Raw genomic sequence first — 18,296 nt, 5'->3', positions numbered from 1 at the left:
GTTTAACTTAACGTAATTCGCCTGATTATTGATAAGGAGCTTTGCCGTGCTTTACGTTATCTACGCTGAAGATATCGCCGATTCTCTGGAAAAGCGGCTGTCGGTTCGCCCCGCGCATCTCGCGCGTTTACAACTCTTACACGATGAAGGCCGACTGCTTACCGCCGGGCCAATGCCGGCCGTTGACAGTAACGAACCGGGCGCAGCAGGATTCAGCGGCTCAACGGTGATTGCCGAGTTTGAATCGCTGGAAGCGGCCCAGGCCTGGGCTAATGACGATCCGTATATCGCCGCCGGGGTTTACCGCCAGGTCTCAGTTAAGCCGTATAAGAAGGTTTTTTGAAAATACCCTTTCCTTTTTCTGGCTAACCACAAAAACACCCAGGTCATCAGAATGAAGGGCGCATTTTGGTACACGACATTGAAGTGTCGCCCTTTTTAACCTCGCGAAAGCGTTGACTGTTATCCGCCTGAGAAGCCTGGAAGATGAGCACGCACTTTCTCCTGCTACCCCATCATCGACCATCGCCTCGCTTTTTTCGACAATGGAAAATGCTGACAAAACATCGACGCCACGCGTGATAGTGAATTACTAATACCTTGTGTAAGGCTGTTAAGGAGGATCGCGTTGTTATTTAGCGCTTGCATTTAATGTCAGCACATCCTGATATAGCCCTATAAATCTACAATGCAATAGAAAGAAAATAATTACTGAAAGATAGTTGCTTAACGACAGATATGAAAGCCTGAAAAAAAATATTATTGGGCATCCACTGCGGATGCCGCGGAACCGAACGTAGCCCATCTTGCTATATTCAGGACCGTAGCCGCTTGAAAGCACGTGGAAATAACACCCCTGTAGACAAAGGTTTACCTGGCAGGCATAAAGGGGTATTAACTACGCTGCCAGCGTTAAGTTGCTGAGCATCATTTTTAAAGCCTATTAATTTCGTTGCGTAAACTTCACGCAGAGTGATAGTAGGTGCATCACTGCTTGATTAAAAAATTTGAAAGGGAATAACAAATGTTTTCAATAAGCCCTGTATTTTTTTGGGCTAACATTTATGTACCTGCCGATTTTGAGGATTATTGTGTGAATACCCTGAAAAAAACCGCATTGCTTTCTGTACTTGCCTTATATATTCCTGTGTCGCAAGCCGCGGCTAAGGAATACAGTCTTGATCCACAGCATACCTCGGTTGTGATCTCCTGGAACCATTTCGGCTTCTCAAACCCTACCGCCTATATCTCTGATGTTTCAGGGAAACTGGCCTTTGATAAAGAGAATCCGGAGAAATCCTCGGTGAACGTCACGCTGCCAGTGAAAACCATTGACGCTCACGTCAAGGCGTTAACGGATGAGTTTTTAGGCAAAGAGTATTTTGATGTTAAAACGTTTCCCGACGCCACTTTCCAGAGTACCAAAGTGGAAAGCAAAGGCGACAATAAATATGATGTGGAAGGTAATTTGACCATTAAAGGCATCACCAAACCGGTGGTCCTGCATGCCGTCCTGAATAAGCAGGATATGCACCCAATGGTGAAAAAAGAGGCCATTGGATTTGATGCCACCGGGGTGATAAAACGTTCAGACTTTAAGCTTGATAAATATGTGCCGGCGGTAAGTGATAACGTCACCATCACGTTATCCACGGAAGCCTATGCAAAATAAGTAAAAGCTGGCGCAACGATTGCGTTTTATTCAGGATGCTTATTGCATGGCCTCTCTGGATAATATAACAGGCTCAGATTATTCATGGTCAGGATCGGTCGGTTCATTGAGCTTCAACGCGCTGGACCGCTTAATAACCCCCTTGCCTGTCTGAGTCTGTTTTCTCATTCCCTCAGTTCCCGCCTGGTTACCGCAGCTGGCCGGTCATATCATTAAGCATTTAACAACGCCATGCCCTTCCTGAGCGGCAATAAATGCTATCTGACGGTTAATTCCTGTCGCGCCGCAAACGACTTGGCTCTGGATCTTGTCGTCCGTCATTACAAGCCAGGCGTAGCATCTCTTTTTCACTGAGGCGGGAGCTCTGTTTTGTCGTCGCATCGCAGCAAGAAAAACCATCATTGCCCTATGGAGATGTACAACGGGAATTTAGCGCAGAGAGAAAACGACAACGGCACCGCGTACGGTGCCGTTTGCCTGCTCGCTTAGCTGTCAGGGAAGATAAACAGCAGGGCATGACGCTGCCGTTTCACCAGTCCCTTCCTGATAGCGAGGATCCGCATATTGCGGCGCGATTGGGCTTCCAGCCAGCGCGCTTTACGGCGATTCACCTGTCTCAGCATGCGCCAGCGCCCTACTTCCGTTCTACTACGCTTCATTGCAACGACTCTACGAGTGAAAACAGCCCCCATTATAAACCTCTGCCAGCAACTGACTACCGCTTTCGCTGCGTTTTTATTTGCCAGAAAAATACTGATGCGTAAACTCATCACATATCGTCATTCAAAAGGATTTTACATCTATGACAACCTTTTACACGGTGGTGAACTGGCTGGTCATTCTGGGGTACTGGCTGTTGATCGCCGGTGTAACATTACGAATTCTAATGAAACGCCGCGCTGTCCCGTCCGCCATGGCATGGTTGCTGATCATTTATATCCTGCCGCTGGTGGGGATCATCGCCTATCTCTCCTTTGGCGAGCTGCATCTCGGCAAGCGTCGGGCCGAGCGCGCCAGGGCGATGTGGCCCTCGACGGCCAAATGGCTAAACGACCTCAAAGCCTGCAAACATATCTTCGCGGAAGATAACAGCCCGGTGGCCGAATCCCTGTTCAAGCTGTGCGAACGGCGTCAGGGCATTGGCGGCGTAAAAGGCAACCAGCTCCAGCTGCTGACGGAATCTGACGACGTGATGCAGGCCCTGATCCGCGATATTCAGCTGGCCCGTCACAACATAGAGATGGTCTTTTATATCTGGCAGCCCGGCGGCATGGCCGACAGCGTCGCTGAATCCCTGATGGCCGCCGCTCGCCGCGGGGTTCACTGTCGGCTAATGCTCGACTCCGCGGGCAGCGTGGCCTTTTTCCGCAGCCCATGGGCGGCAATGATGCGTAACGCCGGTATTGAAGTCGTCGAAGCTCTTAAGGTTAACCTGATGCGCGTATTCCTGCGCCGGATGGACCTGCGTCAGCATCGTAAAATGGTGATGATCGATAACTATATCGCCTACACTGGCAGCATGAATATGGTCGATCCGCGCTACTTTAAACAGGACTCAGGAGTCGGACAGTGGATTGATCTGATGGCGCGAATGGAAGGCCCGGTGGCGACCTCGATGGGCATCGTCTACTCCTGCGACTGGGAAATAGAGACCGGCAAGCGCATTCTGCCGCCGCCCCCGGACGTCAATATCATGCCGTTCGAAGAGGCCAGCGGACATACTATTCACACGATCGCCTCCGGACCGGGCTTTCCGGAAGATCTGATTCATCAGGCTCTCCTCACCGCCGCCTATGCGGCGAAAGAGCATCTGATCATGACCACCCCCTACTTCGTACCCAGCGACGACCTGCTGCATGCGATCTGTACCGCCGCCCAGCGCGGCGTTGACGTGAGCATTATTTTACCGCGCAAGAACGATTCGCTGCTGGTAGGCTGGGCCAGCCGGGCCTTCTTCACCGAGCTGCTGGCGGCCGGGGTCAAAATCTATCAGTTTGAGGGCGGACTGTTGCATACCAAGAGCGTGCTGGTCGATGGCGAGCTAAGTCTGGTGGGGACCGTCAACCTGGATATGCGCAGCCTGTGGCTCAACTTCGAGATTACCCTGGTCATCGATGACGCCGGTTTCGGCAGCGATCTGGCGGCGGTTCAGGATGATTATATCTCGCGCTCGCGCCTGCTGGATGCCCGTCTCTGGTTAAAACGTCCGCTGTGGCAGCGGATCGCCGAGCGACTGTTTTACTTCTTCAGCCCGTTGCTGTAAAACGTGCCCATCAGATACCGAATGAGTAGCAATCATGGATATGGATTTAAACAACCGCCTGACCGAAGACGAAACGCTCGAGCAGGCTTACGATATCTTCCTCGAACTGGCGGCCGACAATCTCGACCCGGCGGACATCATTCTGTTTAACCTGCAGTTTGAGGAGCGCGGCGGCGCCGAACTGTTCGACCCTTCGGCAGACTGGGAAGAGCATGTGGATTACGATCTCAACCCGGATTTCTTCGCCGAAGTGGTGATTGGTCTGGCGGATACCGACGGCGGGGAAATCAATGATATCTTCGCCCGCGTTCTGCTGTGCCGCGAGAAAGATCATAAGCTGTGCCATATTCTGTGGCGTGAATAACCTTTAACATCCAGTAAAAAGCCTGCCGCGGTACTCCCGGCAGGCTTTTTTTACGTCGCCAGCTTACTTCGGCAAGGCATGACCGCAGGCATGGCAGAAACGGGCGTTATCGTCATGGTCGCCCTGCTGACACTGCGGACACAGGCGCTGCTGTCGTCGACGATTCAAGGCGCTGGTCATATGCGTGGTGATAAGTCCGGTCGGTATGGCAATAATGGAGTAGCCGATCAGGATAAGAATGGAGGCCAGGATGCGACCCAACGGCGTGTGCGGCGTGATGTCTCCGTAGCCGACGGTGGTGATGGTCACGATGGCCCAATAGACCGAGGCGTTAAGCGTGGTAAAGCCGTATTCCGGCCCCTCAATCAGATACATTAACGAGCCGAAAATCACCATCACAATGGCGATAAACGAATAAAACAGGATCAGCTGATGGCGCGCGCTGACAATCGCTCGCCAGAACACGTTGAGCGAAGGCATAAAGCGCAGTAGTTTGAGAATACGCAGCGCGCGGATCGCCCGCATTGCCCGCCAGGCGAATACATAATTGAGGCTAATTTCCGGCCATAGCCACATCACATACAGCGGTAAAATCGTCGCCAGGTCAATCAGCCCCCAAAAGCTGAAAATATAGTGGAGCGGATTGGGCCAGGTAGCGATACGCAGCAGGTATTCCAAGGTAAAGACCGCGGTCACCAGCAGCTCCAGCCAGACGAAAATATGCCATTCATCTAATGTCAGGTGATATTGCGTGCCCAGTCCCGACTCGATAAATATCACCAGTACGCTGAGCAGGGCGAAAAGTCCGCACAGCCCTTCAAAGCGGCGGCCGGAACGTCGGTTCTGATCGAAAAGTAAATGATAAAGCCGCAGACGAGCGGCAGAAAGCATACCCACTTCGTTAACCTCGCAAAAAAAGGGCTGACCTGCGTCAGCCCCTGAGATTATAACGGGTCTACCTTAAGGCAGGAAACCGCATGGCGGAAACTGCCTTCCAGCACCGGGCGGGTTTTGGCGCACTCCGGTCCGGCAAGCGGACAGCGGGTGCGGAAAACGCAGCCTGAGGGCGGATTAATCGGCGAGGGTAATTCGCCTTCCAGCAGTTGGATAGTTTTCGTTTTCTCGAGATCAGGATCGGGGATCGGCACCGCCGACATCAGCGCTTTGGTATAGGGATGCAGCGGATTATGGTACACCTCGTCGTAGGTCCCCAGCTCCACCGCATGGCCCAGATACATTACCAGAACCCGATCGGAGATATGCTTAACCACCGCCAGATCGTGAGCGATAAATATCAGCGATAGCCCCATCTCACGCTGCAGTTGCTGCAGCAGGTTGACGACCTGCGCCTGAATCGACACGTCAAGCGCGGAGACCGGCTCATCGCAGATAATCAGCTTTGGCTCAAGGATCAGCGCCCGCGCGATGCCGATACGCTGACACTGACCGCCGGAGAACTCGTGCGGATAGCGGTTGATCAGGTTGGGCAGCAACCCAACTTTCATCATCATCGCTTTGACGCGATCGCGCACTTCCTGACGGGGCATCTTCGGATGATAGGTACGCAGCGGTTCGGCGATAATTTCTCCGATGGTCATGCGCGGGTTCAGCGAGGCCAGCGGATCCTGGAAGATCATCTGGATATCGCTGCGCACGTCGCGCCACTCTTCCTGCTTCATGCCCAGCAGATCTTTACCCAACCAGGCCACTTTGCCATCGGTCGCTTTCACCAGACCAATAATGGCGCGGGCGAAGGTCGATTTGCCGCAGCCCGACTCCCCTACCACACCGAGGGTTTCCCCCTCGTATAGGCGCAGCGTCACGCCATCCACCGCTTTCAGCGTTTTCGACGGCTGCCAGAACCACTGCTTGCCATCTTTGATATCGAAGTGCACCTTCAGGTCGGCAATTTCGAGCAGGACTTTTCGTTGTTCAGTTACGGCGTTCATAGCAGATCTCCCACCGGTTTAAAGCAGGCGCGCAGGCGGCCTGGCGCGAACGATTCCAGCGGTGGCGCGCTGCTGCACTGCTCCATGGCATGCGGGCAGCGCGGCTGGAATGGACAGCCTTTTGGCAATCGCAGCAGGTTCGGTGGGTTGCCGGGAATGGTCAACAACGCATCGCCTTCCGCATCCAGACGTGGAACCGCATTCAACAGCCCAATAGAGTATGGGTGCGACGGTTGATAGAAGACATCGCGCGCCTGACCGTACTCCATGGTGCGCCCGGCGTACATCACCAGCACTTTATCGCAGATCCCTGCCACCACCCCAAGGTCGTGGGTGATCATGATAATGGCCGTGTTGAATTCGCGTTTAAGCTCATTCAACAGCGTCATGATCTGCGCCTGCACGGTAACGTCCAGGGCAGTGGTCGGTTCATCCGCAATCAGCAGCCGGGGCCGGCACAGCAGCGCCATGGCAATCATCACGCGCTGACGCATGCCCCCGGAGAACTCGTGCGGGAACATTTTCATGCGCTTACGCGCTTCCGGCATTTTTACCGCGTCGAGCATCTTCACCGACTCTTCAAACGCTTCGGCTTTACTCAGCCCTTTATGCAGCATCAGGACTTCCATTAACTGCTCGCCCACCCGCATATAGGGGTTAAGAGAGGTCATCGGATCCTGGAAAATCATTGAGATTTGTTCAGCGCGCAGTTTGTTCAGCTCACGCTCGGGCAAATTGAGGATTTGCCGACCGTTAAAGGTGGCGGAACCCCCGATGCGACCGTTGGCCGCCAGCAGTCCCATCAGGGCGAAGGCGGTTTGCGATTTACCGGAGCCCGATTCGCCCACAATGCCGAGCGTCTCGCCCGCCTGCAGGGTGAAGTTCAGATCATTGACGGCGGTGACGTCGCCATCCGGCGTTTTAAAGGTGACGCGAAGATCTTTCACGTCCAGCAGTAGCCCGCTGTGGCTCTGCGCTTGCGGCGCTTTTGCCGTTTCAATCATGGTCATGGCAGCGCTCCTTAGCGGTCTTTCGGGTCGAGGGCATCACGCAGACCATCGCCGATAAAGTTGAAACAGAACAGGGTCACCACCAGGAAACCCGCCGGGAACAACAGTAGCCAGGGCGAAACTTCCATTGAGTTGGCGCCATCGCTGAGCAATGCCCCCCAGCTGCTGAGCGGCTCCTGCGTCCCCAGTCCCAGGAAACTGAGGAAGGATTCGAAGAGGATCATGCTGGGGACCAGCAGCGAGGCATACACCACCACCACCCCCAGCACGTTGGGGACGATATGGCGCAGAACGATGCTCGCCGTCGAGACCCCGCCGACCTGCGCGGCTTCGATAAACTCTTTGCGCTTCAGGCTTAGCGTCTGCCCGCGCACGATACGCGCCATATCCAGCCAGGACACCATTCCGATGGCGACAAAGATCAGCAGGATATTCTGACCAAAAAAGGTCACCAGCAGGATGACGAAGAACATAAACGGGAAGGAGTTGAGGATCTCCAGCAGACGCATCATGACCGAATCCACTTTGCCGCCGAGATAACCGGAGAGAGAACCGTACAGCGTGCCGAGGATCACCGCCACCAGCGCCGCCGCCACCCCGACCATCAGCGAAATGCGCCCGCCGATCGCTACGCGCACCAGCAGGTCGCGCCCGGAGGAGTCGGTTCCGAAGTAGTGGCCGGAGGCCATATCCGGGGCATTGGACATCATGCCCCAGTCGGTATCGAAGTAGGAGAACGACGACACCATCGGCGCGAAGGTAACGAACAGCGCAATAAGCACCAGCATAATCAGGCTGGTCACCGCGGCGCGGTTATGCATAAAGCGGCGACGCGCGTCCTGCCAGAGGCTACGCCCCTCCACTTCCAGCTTCTCACTGAAGTTTTCCAGCGCCTCGCTATTTTTCTTACTTAACATCATGGCGAACTCCGGCTTCAGTAGCGAATCTTCGGATCGATAACGGCGTACAGCACGTCAACGATGGCGTTGAACAGGATAGTCAGGGCGCCAACGAGGATCGTCAGGCTGAGCACCAGCGAGTAGTCGCGGTTAAGCGCCCCGTTAACGAACAGCTGGCCGATCCCCGGCAGGCCGTAAATGGTTTCAATGACCATTGAGCCGGTGATGATGCCCACGAAAGCTGGCCCCATATAGGAGAGCACCGGCAGCAGCGCCGGCTTCAGCGCATGGCGCAGAATAATGCGACGCATCGGCAGCCCCTTCGCCCGCGCGGTGCGGATAAAGTTAGAGTGCAGCACTTCAATCATTGAGCCGCGGGTGATACGCGCGATGCTGGCGATATAGGCCAGGGAAAGCGCCACCATCGGCAGGATCATAAATTTCAGCGCCCCGCCGTTCCAGCCGCCGCCCGGCAGCCAGTGCAGGGTAATGGCAAAGATCATCACCAGCAGCGGCGCGACCACAAAGCTCGGAATAACCACGCCGGTCATGGCTACCCCCATCACCGCGTAGTCCCAGCGGGTATTTTGCTTCAGGGCGGCTATCACCCCGGCGGCAACGCCGATCACCACCGCCAGTAAAAAGGCGGCGAAGCCAAGTTTCGCTGAAACCGGGAAGCTGGCGGCCACCAGATCGTTGACGGAATAATCTTTGTATTTAAAAGAGGGACCAAAATCGCCATGCGCCAGCTGCTTCAGATAATTGAAGTACTGCGTCATGATAGGGTCGTTTAAATGGTATTTTGCTTCAATATTCGCCATGACTTCCGGCGGTAGCGTGCGTTCCCCGGTAAAAGGACTTCCCGGCGCTAGACGCATCATGAAGAATGAGATGGTGATAAGAATAAATAGCGTCGGAATCGCTTCCAGACAGCGACGTAAGATAAATTTTAACATTGCCCGTACCTTCTGGCGTGTGCCTTTGCACTGCTCTCAAATAAGACACGATGGAGCGAGCCGAGACCCGCTCCACGTATTGCCATTAATGTTTGATAACGTAGAGGTCTTTGGTATAGACGTTATCCATCGGGTCTTTACCGGTATAGCCACCGACCCACGGTTTCACCAGGCGGGCGTTAACGTAGTAATAGACCGGTACGATCGCGCTGTCTTTGTCCAGCTGCTGCTCTGCTTTCGCATAGGCCGCCGTGCGCTGCGCTTCATCGGATGCTTTTACGGATTCAGCCATAATCTTGTCGAACGCCGGGCTCTTATAGTGCGCGGTGTTCATTGAACTGTCAGAGAGCATGGTGTTCAGGAAAGAGGTTGGCTCGTTATAGTCGGCGCACCAGCCCGCACGCGCCACGTCATAGGTGCCCTGATGACGGGTATCGAGGAACGTTTTCCACTCCTGGTTGACCAGCTTCACGTCAATGCCCAGGTTTTTACGCCACAGCGAGGCGGCGGCAATCGCCAGCTTCTTGTGCAAATCAGAGGTGTTATACAGCAGGTTGAAGGTCAACGGTTTATCGGCGCTATAGCCGGCTTCGGCCAGCAGTTTTTTCGCTTCTTCGTTGCGTTTTTCCTGCGACCAGGTAAACCATTCCGGCTCGCTCAGCTTCGCGCCATCGGTATACGGTGGGGTGTAGCCGTAGGCCGGCAGATCGCCCTGTCCTTTCACCTTATTAGCAATAATATCGCGATCCAGACCCAGCTTCAGCGCGGTACGCACGCGCACGTCGGTGAACGGGGCCTTCTGGTTGTTGATTTCGTAATAATAGGTACACAGATAGGGGTCAACGTGCAGCTCGTTGGGGATCTCTTTTTTCAGCTTCTGGAAGAGTTCGATCGGCAGCTGGTTATAAGTCATGTCCAGTTCACCGCTGCGGTAGCGGTTAACATAGGTCACTTCGGAAGAGGTCGGCAGCCAGGTAACGGTGTTAATGACGGTTTTAGCATTATCCCAATAGTGCGGGTTACGCTCCATCACGATCCGCTCGTTGACCACCCAGTCTTTCAGAGTATACGCGCCGTTGGTAACGATATTGCCAGGCTGCGTCCACTTTTCGCCAAATTTTTCGATGGCCGGTTTGTAGACGGGAGACATCGCCGGGTTAACCAGCAGTTTATAAAAATAGGGTACCGGTTCGCTGAGGGTGACTTCCAGCGTGTGGTCGTCAATGGCTTTTACGCCCAGCTCGCTCGGCGCTTTCTTGCCGTCAATGATTTCGTCGACGTTAACGATATGACCATATTGCGGATAGCTGGCATAAGGAGAAGCTGTTTTCGGATCCACCAGACGCTGCCAGCTGTATACGAAGTCCTGGGCGGTAACCGGCTCGCCGTTAGACCATTTTGCATCTTTACGCAGATGGAAGGTCCAGACTTTAAAATCTTTATTATCCCAGCTCTCCGCCACGCCAGGGATCGGGTGGCCATCTTTCGGCGAAGTATTCAGCAAACCTTCGAACAGGTCGCGGCTAATATTGGCCTCTGGCACCCCTTCGATTTTATTTGGGTCCAGCGATTGCGGCTCGGCGCCGCTATTACGTACCAGGGTTTGCTTCTCTGCCAGCTGCACACCAGCCGGGACATCCGCTGCCATTGCCATATTGCCGGCGATCAGTGCGGATAGCACTCCCGCGGCGATTAAACGCTTTTTAGTGATGATGGTCATTGTGTTGTAACTCCAGTCATTATAATTACTGGTTTTTTAACCAGCCTGTTTTTCCCGTTTTCGGGTTCTGTCCAACGCAGGAGTTTGCGATTGGCAGATTGCTATCACCGACTTATTTATTACGACCGCTCGAACGGCAGTCTTAACGTCGATTCGTTGCCCTCGCTGGAGGGTCGTTCTGGCGAAATGAGTTAATTAAAAATAATTCTCATTTGCGTACATAATTCAGCAGACGATAACGGCGGAAAGTACCAAAAGGTAAACACCTCCGCCAATGCAATTTGCAAATATGTTACCGAATTCTCTTTTATTGCCGGTTTTGCCAGCGTGATAAGCGTTTGCCATAAAACGTCGATGTAAAAATATTATTATTTATCAGAGCATTACGATAATTTCATCAGCCGACATTCTGAGCAGCGACCACAAGATGGTTTTTTGTACAAAAATTTAACAATAGATTACTTTTTAGCACATTCATCTGCCGCCTTGTTAAAATTACTAATATCATTTCGATGATCCGACAGCAAGTACCAGAGAATGATGTGAAGAAAATAACATCACAGGAGTGGGAGGCATGAGGAGAATGTTAAGAGAAATATTTTATATCTTAATGAAAAATATGAAATTAATAGCGATATCGCAAAATATTATCCCTACCGCCAGTTCCGCGCTGGCTAATAGGTTTTGCTAATAATCGCGCAGGCGTGAAGCGAGACTCCCCGCCTGCTGGCGACGAACTAACTCAGCAGCCCTGGGAAAAGCGCTTTAATCCCGGTCACAATAAACTCAATGCCGAGAGCCATCAGCAACAGGCCCATAATACGGGTGATGACGTTGATTCCCGTCTGCCCCAGCAAACGGACCAGCCACGGCGCCATACGGAAAATCCCCCAGCAGCAGAGGGCAAATACCGCTATCGCCAGTGAGAACCCGACCAGATGCACCCAGGAGTGGTACCGGGTCCCCCAGACGATAGTTGAACTGATTGCCCCTGGCCCGGCCATTAATGGTAGCGCGAGAGGAACGACGCCGATGCTCTCCCGGACTGCCGTCTCCGACTTTTCCTGCTTGTTCTGCTTATCTTCGCCGAGCTTACCGCTGATCATCGACATCGCGATGGTCACCACCAGGATGCCGCCGGCGATACGGAAGGAGTCAATGGAGATACCGAAAATCTGCAGAATGCCATCGCCGAGGAACAGCGACGTCAGGAGGATGATCGCCACCGACAGGTTGGCGGTGAGGTTGGTCTTATTACGCACCGCAGCCGGCTGATAGCTGGTCATACTGATGAATACCGGAATAATGCCAACCGGGTTAACCAGGGCAAATAAGCCGATGAAAAACTTGAAATATGCAGAAAAATCGAACAGTGATTGAGTCACATTGGGCTCCGCAGCATCATCAAAATTGGCGGTTGACTGTTAACAGCATAAAATAACTGCGCGAAACATACGCTTTTTACCTGCAATATTCATTATAAATATGCATAACCCGGTGATATGTATCGAATGTTAGCCATTTGTATATTTAATGCTAATCGTTTTTTTAATTTCAAAACCCTCCCATCACACTTGATCGAACCGGTCAAAAAGCAGCCAGCTGAAAGGTATCAGCAGCGACAATACTTGATCTAAATCACGTAATTTGTACTCAGAAGTGAGTAATCTTGATGACACCAACAGAGTGGAAGGCAGCAGTACCTGAAAGCGAAAGAGATAAAGCTTTTTTAGTAAATCGGTGAAACAGCGCCCTGATTTTTCTACATAAACATTTACATGCAAGCTGTTAACGGCCTGTCTATAATGTCGAATCGAGCGACTGATTTACTAAAAAAGTTTAACATTATCAGGAGAGCATTATGGCTGTTACTAATATCGCTGAACTGAACGCGCTTGTTGAGCGTGTCAAGAAAGCCCAGCGTGAATATGCCAGTTTCACTCAAGAACAAGTCGACAAAATCTTCCGCGCCGCCGCTCTGGCCGCTGCAGATGCTCGAATCCCTCTCGCCAAAATGGCCGTAGCCGAATCCGGCATGGGCATCGTTGAAGACAAAGTGATCAAAAACCACTTCGCTTCCGAATACATTTACAACGCTTATAAAGACGAAAAAACCTGTGGCGTTCTGTCAGAAGACGACACCTTTGGCACCATCACTATTGCTGAGCCTATCGGCATCATCTGCGGTATCGTACCGACCACTAACCCGACTTCAACAGCCATTTTCAAATCGCTCATCAGTCTGAAAACGCGTAACGCCATCATTTTCTCTCCGCACCCGCGTGCAAAAGAAGCCACCAACAAAGCGGCTGATATCGTGCTGCAGGCTGCCATCGCGGCCGGCGCGCCGAAGGACCTGATTGGCTGGATCGATCAGCCGTCTGTAGAACTGTCTAACGCGCTGATGCATCACCCGGACATCAACCTGATCCTGGCGACCGGTGGTCCAGGCATGGTGAAAGCAGCATACAGCTCCGGTAAACCTGCTATCGGCGTCGGCGCCGGTAACACCCCGGTAGTCATTGATGAAACCGCCGACATCAAACGTGCCGTAGCGTCCGTACTGATGTCTAAAACCTTCGATAACGGCGTGATCTGTGCTTCTGAGCAGTCCGTTGTGGTGGTTGATTCAGTCTATGACGCGGTTCGCGAACGTTTCGCCAGCCACGGCGGCTACCTGCTGCAGGGTAAAGAGCTGAAAGCCGTTCAGGACATTATCCTGAAAAATGGCGCGCTGAACGCGGCTATCGTTGGTCAGCCAGCGGCCAAAATCGCTGAACTGGCAGGCTTCACCGTGCCGGCCACCACCAAAATTCTGATTGGTGAAGTGACCAACGTTGACGAGAGCGAGCCGTTTGCTCACGAAAAACTGTCTCCGACGCTGGCTATGTACCGTGCAAAAGATTTCGAAGACGCGGTAGCCAAAGCAGAAAAACTGGTCGCCATGGGCGGTATCGGTCACACCTCTTGCCTGTACACCGACCAGGACAACCAGCCGGCTCGCGTGGCTTACTTCGGCCAAATGATGAAAACCGCGCGTATCCTGATCAACACCCCGGCTTCTCAGGGTGGTATCGGTGACCTGTACAACTTCAAACTCGCGCCTTCCCTGACTCTGGGTTGTGGTTCCTGGGGTGGTAACTCCATCTCTGAAAACGTTGGTCCGAAACACCTGATCAACAAGAAAACCGTTGCTAAGCGAGCTGAAAACATGTTGTGGCACAAACTTCCGAAATCTATCTACTTCCGTCGTGGCTCCCTGCCAATCGCACTGGATGAAGTGATTACCGATGGTCACAAACGCGCGCTGATCGTGACTGACCGCTTCCTGTTCAACAACGGCTATGCCGATCAGATCACTTCCGTACTGAAAGCTGCGGGTGTTGAGACGGAAGTCTTCTTCGAAGTTGAAGCTGACCCGACGCTGACCATCGTACGTAAAGGTGCCGACCTGGCGAACTCCTTTAAACCAGACGTGATCATCGCCCTGGGCGGCGGTTCCCCGATGGATGCGGCGAAAATCATGTGGGTCATGTACGAACATCCGGAAACCCACTTCGAAGAACTGGCGCTGCGCTTTATGGATATCCGTAAACGTATCTACAAGTTCCCGAAAATGGGCGTCAAAGCCAAGATGGTGGCGATCACTACCACTTCCGGTACCGGTTCTGAAGTTACGCCGTTCGCCGTGGTGACCGATGACGCGACCGGTCAGAAATACCCGCTGGCAGACTACGCGCTGACCCCGGATATGGCCATTGTCGATGCCAACCTGGTGATGGATATGCCGAAATCGCTGTGTGCGTTCGGTGGTCTGGATGCGGTGACTCACGCCCTGGAAGCTTACGTTTCCGTACTGGCTTCTGAGTTCTCTGACGGCCAGGCGCTGCAGGCGCTGAAACTGCTGAAAGAGTACCTGCCGGCTTCCTATCACGAAGGTTCCAAGAACCCGGTTGCCCGTGAGCGCGTACACAGTGCCGCGACTATCGCCGGTATCGCGTTCGCTAACGCCTTCCTCGGCGTGTGTCACTCGATGGCGCACAAACTGGGCTCCCAGTTCCATATTCCACACGGTCTGGCCAACGCCCTGCTGATCTGCAACGTTATCCGCTATAACGCGAATGACAACCCGACCAAGCAGACCGCGTTCAGCCAGTACGACCGTCCGCAGGCTCGTCGTCGTTACGCTGAAATCGCCGATCACCTGGGCCTCTCCGCACCAGGCGACCGCACCGCAGCGAAAATCGAGAAACTGCTGGCATGGCTGGAAAGCATTAAAGCTGAGCTGGGTATTCCGAAATCTATCCGCGAAGCTGGCGTTCAGGAAGCTGACTTCCTGGCCTACGTTGATAAACTGTCTGAAGATGCATTCGATGACCAGTGCACCGGCGCTAACCCGCGCTACCCGCTGATCTCCGAACTGAAACAGATCCTGCTGGATACCTACTACGGCCGCGAATTCGTCGAAGGCGAAGCCGGTGCGAAAGCCGAAGTTGCTCCGGTAAAGGCTGAGAAAAAAGCGAAAAAATCCGCTTAACCAACAGCGATAGCATCGCGACAAGCCCCGTCACCTGACGGGGCTTTTTTTATCCCCGCTATCAGCCATTCTTTATCGCCAGCTACGCCAACCTATAGCAGACATAAAAAAGGCGCCCACAGGCGCCTGTACGAGCTTCTGAGGGTATCAGCAGGGACGGTGCTGGTTTTGTACCTTGGTTAACGAACCGACGCTCAGCGCCTCTTTATAATGCTTACGGCAGACCGATACGTACCGCTCATTACCGCCGATGACGACCTGCTCACCCTCATTATAAGGACGCCCCTCCTGATCGAGGCGCAATACCATGCTGGCCTTGCGGCCGCAGAAGCAGATCGTTTTCAGCTCAACCAGCTTATCTGACCAGGCCAGTAAATACTGGCTGCCGGTAAAGAGCTCACCGCGAAAGTCCGTCCGCAACCCATAGCAAAGCACCGGAATATCCAGCGTATCGACAACTTCGGACAGCTCATGAACCTGTTCACGCGTCAGAAACTGGCTTTCATCCACCAGCACGCAGTGAATCGGCTTTAGCTGGTGCTCCGCCGCAATATCGTCAAATAACGAGGTCTGTGGATTATACAATCGGGCCGGCGAGGAGAGCCCGATACGTGAACTGACTTTTCCGGCGCCAAAGCGGTCATCAATCTCAGCGGTATAAACGACGGTACGCATCCCCCGCTCCTGGTAATTGTACGAAGATTGCAACAGAGCGGTCGACTTACCTGCATTCATTGCAGAGTAGTAGAAATAAAGTTGTGCCATCGGCTGCGTGACCCCAATCAAAGTGTTTTATCGCGGCGACGATTGTACCATATTTTATGCGCACAGCCGCGCTTTCAGCAGGGGTATTGTCGCGAAGCTGAAGGGCCTGCAAACCGAAAGGATTAAGAAGATGAATTGAATTTTCAGGGCCACTATTTGTACGCCCCGTTACGCTACTGGCGCGGTAACCATTGTCTTTTCGTGCTTATAGACCGGTTGCCCATGGGCTATAAGCAGGGCTGCCGGTTGTTTTATATTAAGCCTTGTAACCAAAAATGCGCTAATACTGACGAGGGTTATTTACCCATGTAAAGGATCATTTCTCTCACTGAACCTCTCAAAAAGCATACCGTCTCAATGTTTTAGCTTGCCTTCGCCTCATCGCTATAAGCGATGAAAGATGTGAAGCGGCACGGGAATTTTAACTTAAATTAATTAATTCTCGCGACAAATAACCAGTAATTTTGAATTCCTTACATTCCCCCCTATTGCACAACGCATTTTATCGCTCTATTATTAGTTCAACAAACCACCCCACAATATAAGTTTGAGATTACTACAATGAGCGAAGCACTTAAAATTTTGAACAACATCCGTACTCTTCGTGCGCAGGCAAGAGAATGCACCCTGGAAACGCTCGAAGAAATGCTGGAAAAATTAGAAGTCGTCGTTAACGAGCGCCGTGAAGAAGAAAACGCTGCCGCGGCAGAAATTGAAGAGCGTACGCGTAAGCTGCAGCAATACCGTGAAATGCTGATTGCTGACGGTATTGATCCGAATGAACTGCTGAGCACCATGGCTGCCGTTAAAGCCGGTACCAAAACCAAGCGTGCTGCACGTCCGGCTAAATATAGCTATGTTGACGAAAATGGTGAAACCAAAACCTGGACCGGTCAGGGCCGTACCCCGGCTGTGATCAAAAAAGCAATGGATGAGCAAGGTAAATCACTGGACGATTTCCTGATCTAATCTCCGTTGATCGCTATAAAAAATCCCGCTGCGGCGGGATTTTTTTTGCCCTCAGGGCCGATATAAAAAAACCGGGAGTCGCAGATGCGCTCCCGGTTTGTACTTTCAACCGCGCGGCGGATTACTTCGCTACCGCCGTTTCCAGCCAGGCTTTAAAATCGTCGCCCAGCGTTTTGTGACGAATACCATATTCGACAAACGCCTGCATGTAGCCAAGCTTATTACCGCAGTCATGGCTCTTGCCTTTCATATGATAAGCTTCAACCGTTTCTTTCTCGATCAGCATATCAATGGCGTCAGTCAGCTGAATTTCATCACCAGCGCCCGGAGGGGTTTTCGCCAGCAGCGGCCAGATATCGGCGCTGAGGACATAACGCCCCACCACCGCCAGGTTGGACGGCGCAACGTCAGCTTTTGGCTTCTCAACCACGCCCACCATCGGTACGCTTTCGCCCGGCTTCAGGGATTCGCCTTTGCAGTCAACCACGCCATAAGCGGTTACGTCTTCGACAGGTTCAACCATAATCTGGCTGGCGCCAGTCTCATCGAAGCGAGAGATCATCTCAGCGAGGTTATCGCGGCTCAGATCGGATTCATATTCATCCAGAATAACGTCTGGCAGAATAACCGCGACCGGCTCATCTCCCACTACCGGATGGGCGCACAGCACCGCGTGACCCAGACCTTTCGCCAGGCCCTGACGAACTTGCATAATAGTCACGTGCGGCGGGCAAATAGACTGCACTTCTTCCAGCAGCTGGCGTTTTACACGTTTTTCCAGCATCGCTTCCAGCTCAAAACTGGTATCGAAATGGTTTTCGATAGAGTTTTTCGACGAGTGCGTTACCAGAACAATTTCAGTAATTCCTGCAGCGATACATTCATTAACAACGTACTGAATTAACGGCTTATCTACCAGCGGCAGCATTTCTTTTGGAATCGCTTTGGTGGCCGGCAGCATCCTGGTGCCTAATCCCGCAACCGGGATAACCGCTTTTCTGACTTTAGAATTAAGGGCAGCCATTGAAATCTCCTGGACTGTTTGTTTTTTAAACTTCTCGTTACAAATAACGTGTCGAGTATATCAGTCAACCGCGTATTCACTGGTCTGAAAAGCTGCCGATAGCCTCGAATTAGGACTTTTACGCATAAAACTGCTCGATGTTACCACCGCTAAAGGGCAAGAGGTAAT

At 52.7% G+C, this 18,296-nt stretch carries 19 protein-coding genes; 8 read left to right on the top strand and 11 right to left on the bottom strand.

The features are described 5' to 3' along the window. The first annotated feature begins 46 nt into the window (after positions 1 to 46). The 3 genes from KB890_RS24925 to KB890_RS24915 all read left to right on the top strand — a co-directional run bounded on the left by KB890_RS24925 (position 47) and on the right by KB890_RS24915 (position 1,672). Entirely contained in the window at positions 47 to 343 is a 297-nt protein-coding gene (locus KB890_RS24925; protein WP_002910042.1) for a YciI family protein, read from the top strand. A gap of 112 nt (positions 344 to 455) precedes the next feature. Next, positions 456 to 596, top strand: a complete 141-nt coding sequence (locus KB890_RS24920; RefSeq protein ID WP_009485717.1) for a hypothetical protein — start codon at positions 456 to 458, stop codon at positions 594 to 596. A 428-nt stretch (positions 597 to 1,024) separates the two neighbouring features. Next, positions 1,025 to 1,672 carry a YceI family protein gene (locus tag KB890_RS24915; RefSeq protein ID WP_004148751.1) on the top strand — a complete coding sequence of 216 codons (648 nt, stop codon included), beginning with the start codon at positions 1,025 to 1,027 and terminating at the stop codon, positions 1,670 to 1,672. Between the two features lie 485 nt (positions 1,673 to 2,157). Here KB890_RS24915 and KB890_RS24910 read toward each other — a convergent pair whose 3' ends face one another. Further along, entirely contained in the window at positions 2,158 to 2,331 is a 174-nt protein-coding gene (locus KB890_RS24910; RefSeq protein WP_004194006.1) for a YciY family protein, read from the bottom strand. Positions 2,332 to 2,474: 143 nt separating this feature from the next. Between KB890_RS24910 and cls the strand changes: the two genes are divergently transcribed. Both cls and KB890_RS24900 read left to right on the top strand, forming a co-directional pair. Continuing rightward, a complete protein-coding gene (gene cls, locus KB890_RS24905) occupies positions 2,475 to 3,935 on the top strand; it encodes a cardiolipin synthase (protein ID WP_002910077.1) in 1,461 nt (486 codons plus the stop codon). A 34-nt stretch (positions 3,936 to 3,969) separates the two neighbouring features. Continuing rightward, positions 3,970 to 4,299, top strand: coding sequence for an HI1450 family dsDNA-mimic protein (locus KB890_RS24900; RefSeq protein ID WP_002910079.1), 330 nt, complete (start codon positions 3,970 to 3,972; stop codon positions 4,297 to 4,299). Between the two features lie 63 nt (positions 4,300 to 4,362). Here KB890_RS24900 and KB890_RS24895 read toward each other — a convergent pair whose 3' ends face one another. The 8 genes from KB890_RS24895 to KB890_RS24860 form a co-directional block, all read right to left on the bottom strand. Beyond that, a complete protein-coding gene (locus tag KB890_RS24895) occupies positions 4,363 to 5,190 on the bottom strand; it encodes an ion transporter (protein ID WP_002910080.1) in 828 nt (275 codons plus the stop codon). Positions 5,191 to 5,243: 53 nt separating this feature from the next. Beyond that, positions 5,244 to 6,248 carry a murein tripeptide/oligopeptide ABC transporter ATP-binding protein OppF gene (oppF, locus tag KB890_RS24890; protein WP_002910083.1) on the bottom strand — a complete coding sequence of 335 codons (1,005 nt, stop codon included), beginning with the start codon at positions 6,246 to 6,248 and terminating at the stop codon, positions 5,244 to 5,246. Continuing rightward, entirely contained in the window at positions 6,245 to 7,258 is a 1,014-nt protein-coding gene (locus KB890_RS24885; protein WP_004151853.1) for an ABC transporter ATP-binding protein, read from the bottom strand. Before KB890_RS24885 ends, oppF begins: the two co-directional genes overlap by 4 nt. An 11-nt stretch (positions 7,259 to 7,269) precedes the next feature. Beyond that, the gene (oppC, locus tag KB890_RS24880) at positions 7,270 to 8,178 is read right to left on the bottom strand and encodes an oligopeptide ABC transporter permease OppC (protein ID WP_004145396.1); all 909 of its coding nucleotides are present in this window, start codon (positions 8,176 to 8,178) and stop codon (positions 7,270 to 7,272) included. A gap of 14 nt (positions 8,179 to 8,192) precedes the next feature. Beyond that, positions 8,193 to 9,113, bottom strand: coding sequence for an oligopeptide ABC transporter permease OppB (gene oppB, locus KB890_RS24875; RefSeq protein WP_002910089.1), 921 nt, complete (start codon positions 9,111 to 9,113; stop codon positions 8,193 to 8,195). An 85-nt stretch (positions 9,114 to 9,198) separates the two neighbouring features. After that, positions 9,199 to 10,833: an oligopeptide ABC transporter substrate-binding protein OppA gene (oppA, locus tag KB890_RS24870; protein ID WP_004148754.1), complete on the bottom strand. Its 1,635-nt coding sequence runs from the start codon at positions 10,831 to 10,833 to the stop codon at positions 9,199 to 9,201. 737 nt (positions 10,834 to 11,570) lie between these two features. Then, complete coding sequence (locus KB890_RS24865; RefSeq protein ID WP_002910095.1) at positions 11,571 to 12,218, bottom strand: YchE family NAAT transporter; 648 nt, start codon at positions 12,216 to 12,218, stop codon at positions 11,571 to 11,573. Positions 12,219 to 12,401: 183 nt separating this feature from the next. Beyond that, entirely contained in the window at positions 12,402 to 12,617 is a 216-nt protein-coding gene (locus KB890_RS24860) for a hypothetical protein (protein ID WP_004145398.1), read from the bottom strand. A 77-nt stretch (positions 12,618 to 12,694) separates the two neighbouring features. On the opposite strand from KB890_RS24860, the gene adhE reads away from it, so the two are divergent. Then, positions 12,695 to 15,370 (top strand): bifunctional acetaldehyde-CoA/alcohol dehydrogenase, encoded by a 2,676-nt coding sequence (gene adhE / locus KB890_RS24855; protein WP_004180377.1) that lies wholly within the window; start codon positions 12,695 to 12,697, stop codon positions 15,368 to 15,370. 147 nt (positions 15,371 to 15,517) lie between these two features. Here the strand turns inward: adhE and tdk are convergent, their stop codons facing one another. Then, entirely contained in the window at positions 15,518 to 16,135 is a 618-nt protein-coding gene (gene tdk, locus KB890_RS24850) for a thymidine kinase (RefSeq protein ID WP_002910100.1), read from the bottom strand. A gap of 7 nt (positions 16,136 to 16,142) precedes the next feature. On the opposite strand from tdk, the gene KB890_RS24845 reads away from it, so the two are divergent. Beyond that, positions 16,143 to 16,274, top strand: a complete 132-nt coding sequence (locus KB890_RS24845; RefSeq protein WP_004145401.1) for a hypothetical protein — start codon at positions 16,143 to 16,145, stop codon at positions 16,272 to 16,274. A 422-nt stretch (positions 16,275 to 16,696) separates the two neighbouring features. Further along, complete coding sequence (gene hns / locus KB890_RS24840) at positions 16,697 to 17,104, top strand: histone-like nucleoid-structuring protein H-NS (protein ID WP_002910103.1); 408 nt, start codon at positions 16,697 to 16,699, stop codon at positions 17,102 to 17,104. A 121-nt stretch (positions 17,105 to 17,225) separates the two neighbouring features. Here the strand turns inward: hns and galU are convergent, their stop codons facing one another. After that, a complete protein-coding gene (galU, locus tag KB890_RS24835) occupies positions 17,226 to 18,128 on the bottom strand; it encodes a UTP--glucose-1-phosphate uridylyltransferase GalU (protein ID WP_002910105.1) in 903 nt (300 codons plus the stop codon). Positions 18,129 to 18,296: the final 168 nt, after the last annotated feature.

This window comes from Klebsiella sp. P1954 (genome assembly GCF_018199955.1).
Lineage (GTDB): Bacteria > Pseudomonadota > Gammaproteobacteria > Enterobacterales > Enterobacteriaceae > Klebsiella > Klebsiella pneumoniae.
Note: the sequence above shows the minus strand (reverse complement) of the source record. Positions and strands in the feature narration are given on the sequence as shown.

Bases quoted from the DNA above. Each gene is read 5' to 3' on its own strand.
- oppB (WP_002910089.1), bottom strand. From the start codon at position 9,113: ATGTTAAAATTTATCTTACGTCGCTGTCTGGAAGCGATTCCGACGCTA.
- oppA (WP_004148754.1), bottom strand. From the start codon at position 10,833: ATGACCATCATCACTAAAAAGCGTTTAATCGCCGCGGGAGTGCTATCC.
- KB890_RS24900 (WP_002910079.1), top strand. From the start codon at position 3,970: ATGGATATGGATTTAAACAACCGCCTGACCGAAGACGAAACGCTCGAG.
- oppC (WP_004145396.1), bottom strand. From the start codon at position 8,178: ATGATGTTAAGTAAGAAAAATAGCGAGGCGCTGGAAAACTTCAGTGAG.
- cls (WP_002910077.1), top strand. From the start codon at position 2,475: ATGACAACCTTTTACACGGTGGTGAACTGGCTGGTCATTCTGGGGTAC.
- adhE (WP_004180377.1), top strand. From the start codon at position 12,695: ATGGCTGTTACTAATATCGCTGAACTGAACGCGCTTGTTGAGCGTGTC.
- KB890_RS24910 (WP_004194006.1), bottom strand. From the start codon at position 2,331: ATGAAGCGTAGTAGAACGGAAGTAGGGCGCTGGCGCATGCTGAGACAG.
- galU (WP_002910105.1), bottom strand. From the start codon at position 18,128: ATGGCTGCCCTTAATTCTAAAGTCAGAAAAGCGGTTATCCCGGTTGCG.
- KB890_RS24895 (WP_002910080.1), bottom strand. From the start codon at position 5,190: ATGCTTTCTGCCGCTCGTCTGCGGCTTTATCATTTACTTTTCGATCAG.
- tdk (WP_002910100.1), bottom strand. From the start codon at position 16,135: ATGGCACAACTTTATTTCTACTACTCTGCAATGAATGCAGGTAAGTCG.
- oppF (WP_002910083.1), bottom strand. From the start codon at position 6,248: ATGAACGCCGTAACTGAACAACGAAAAGTCCTGCTCGAAATTGCCGAC.
- KB890_RS24915 (WP_004148751.1), top strand. From the start codon at position 1,025: ATGTTTTCAATAAGCCCTGTATTTTTTTGGGCTAACATTTATGTACCT.
- hns (WP_002910103.1), top strand. From the start codon at position 16,697: ATGAGCGAAGCACTTAAAATTTTGAACAACATCCGTACTCTTCGTGCG.
- KB890_RS24885 (WP_004151853.1), bottom strand. From the start codon at position 7,258: ATGACCATGATTGAAACGGCAAAAGCGCCGCAAGCGCAGAGCCACAGC.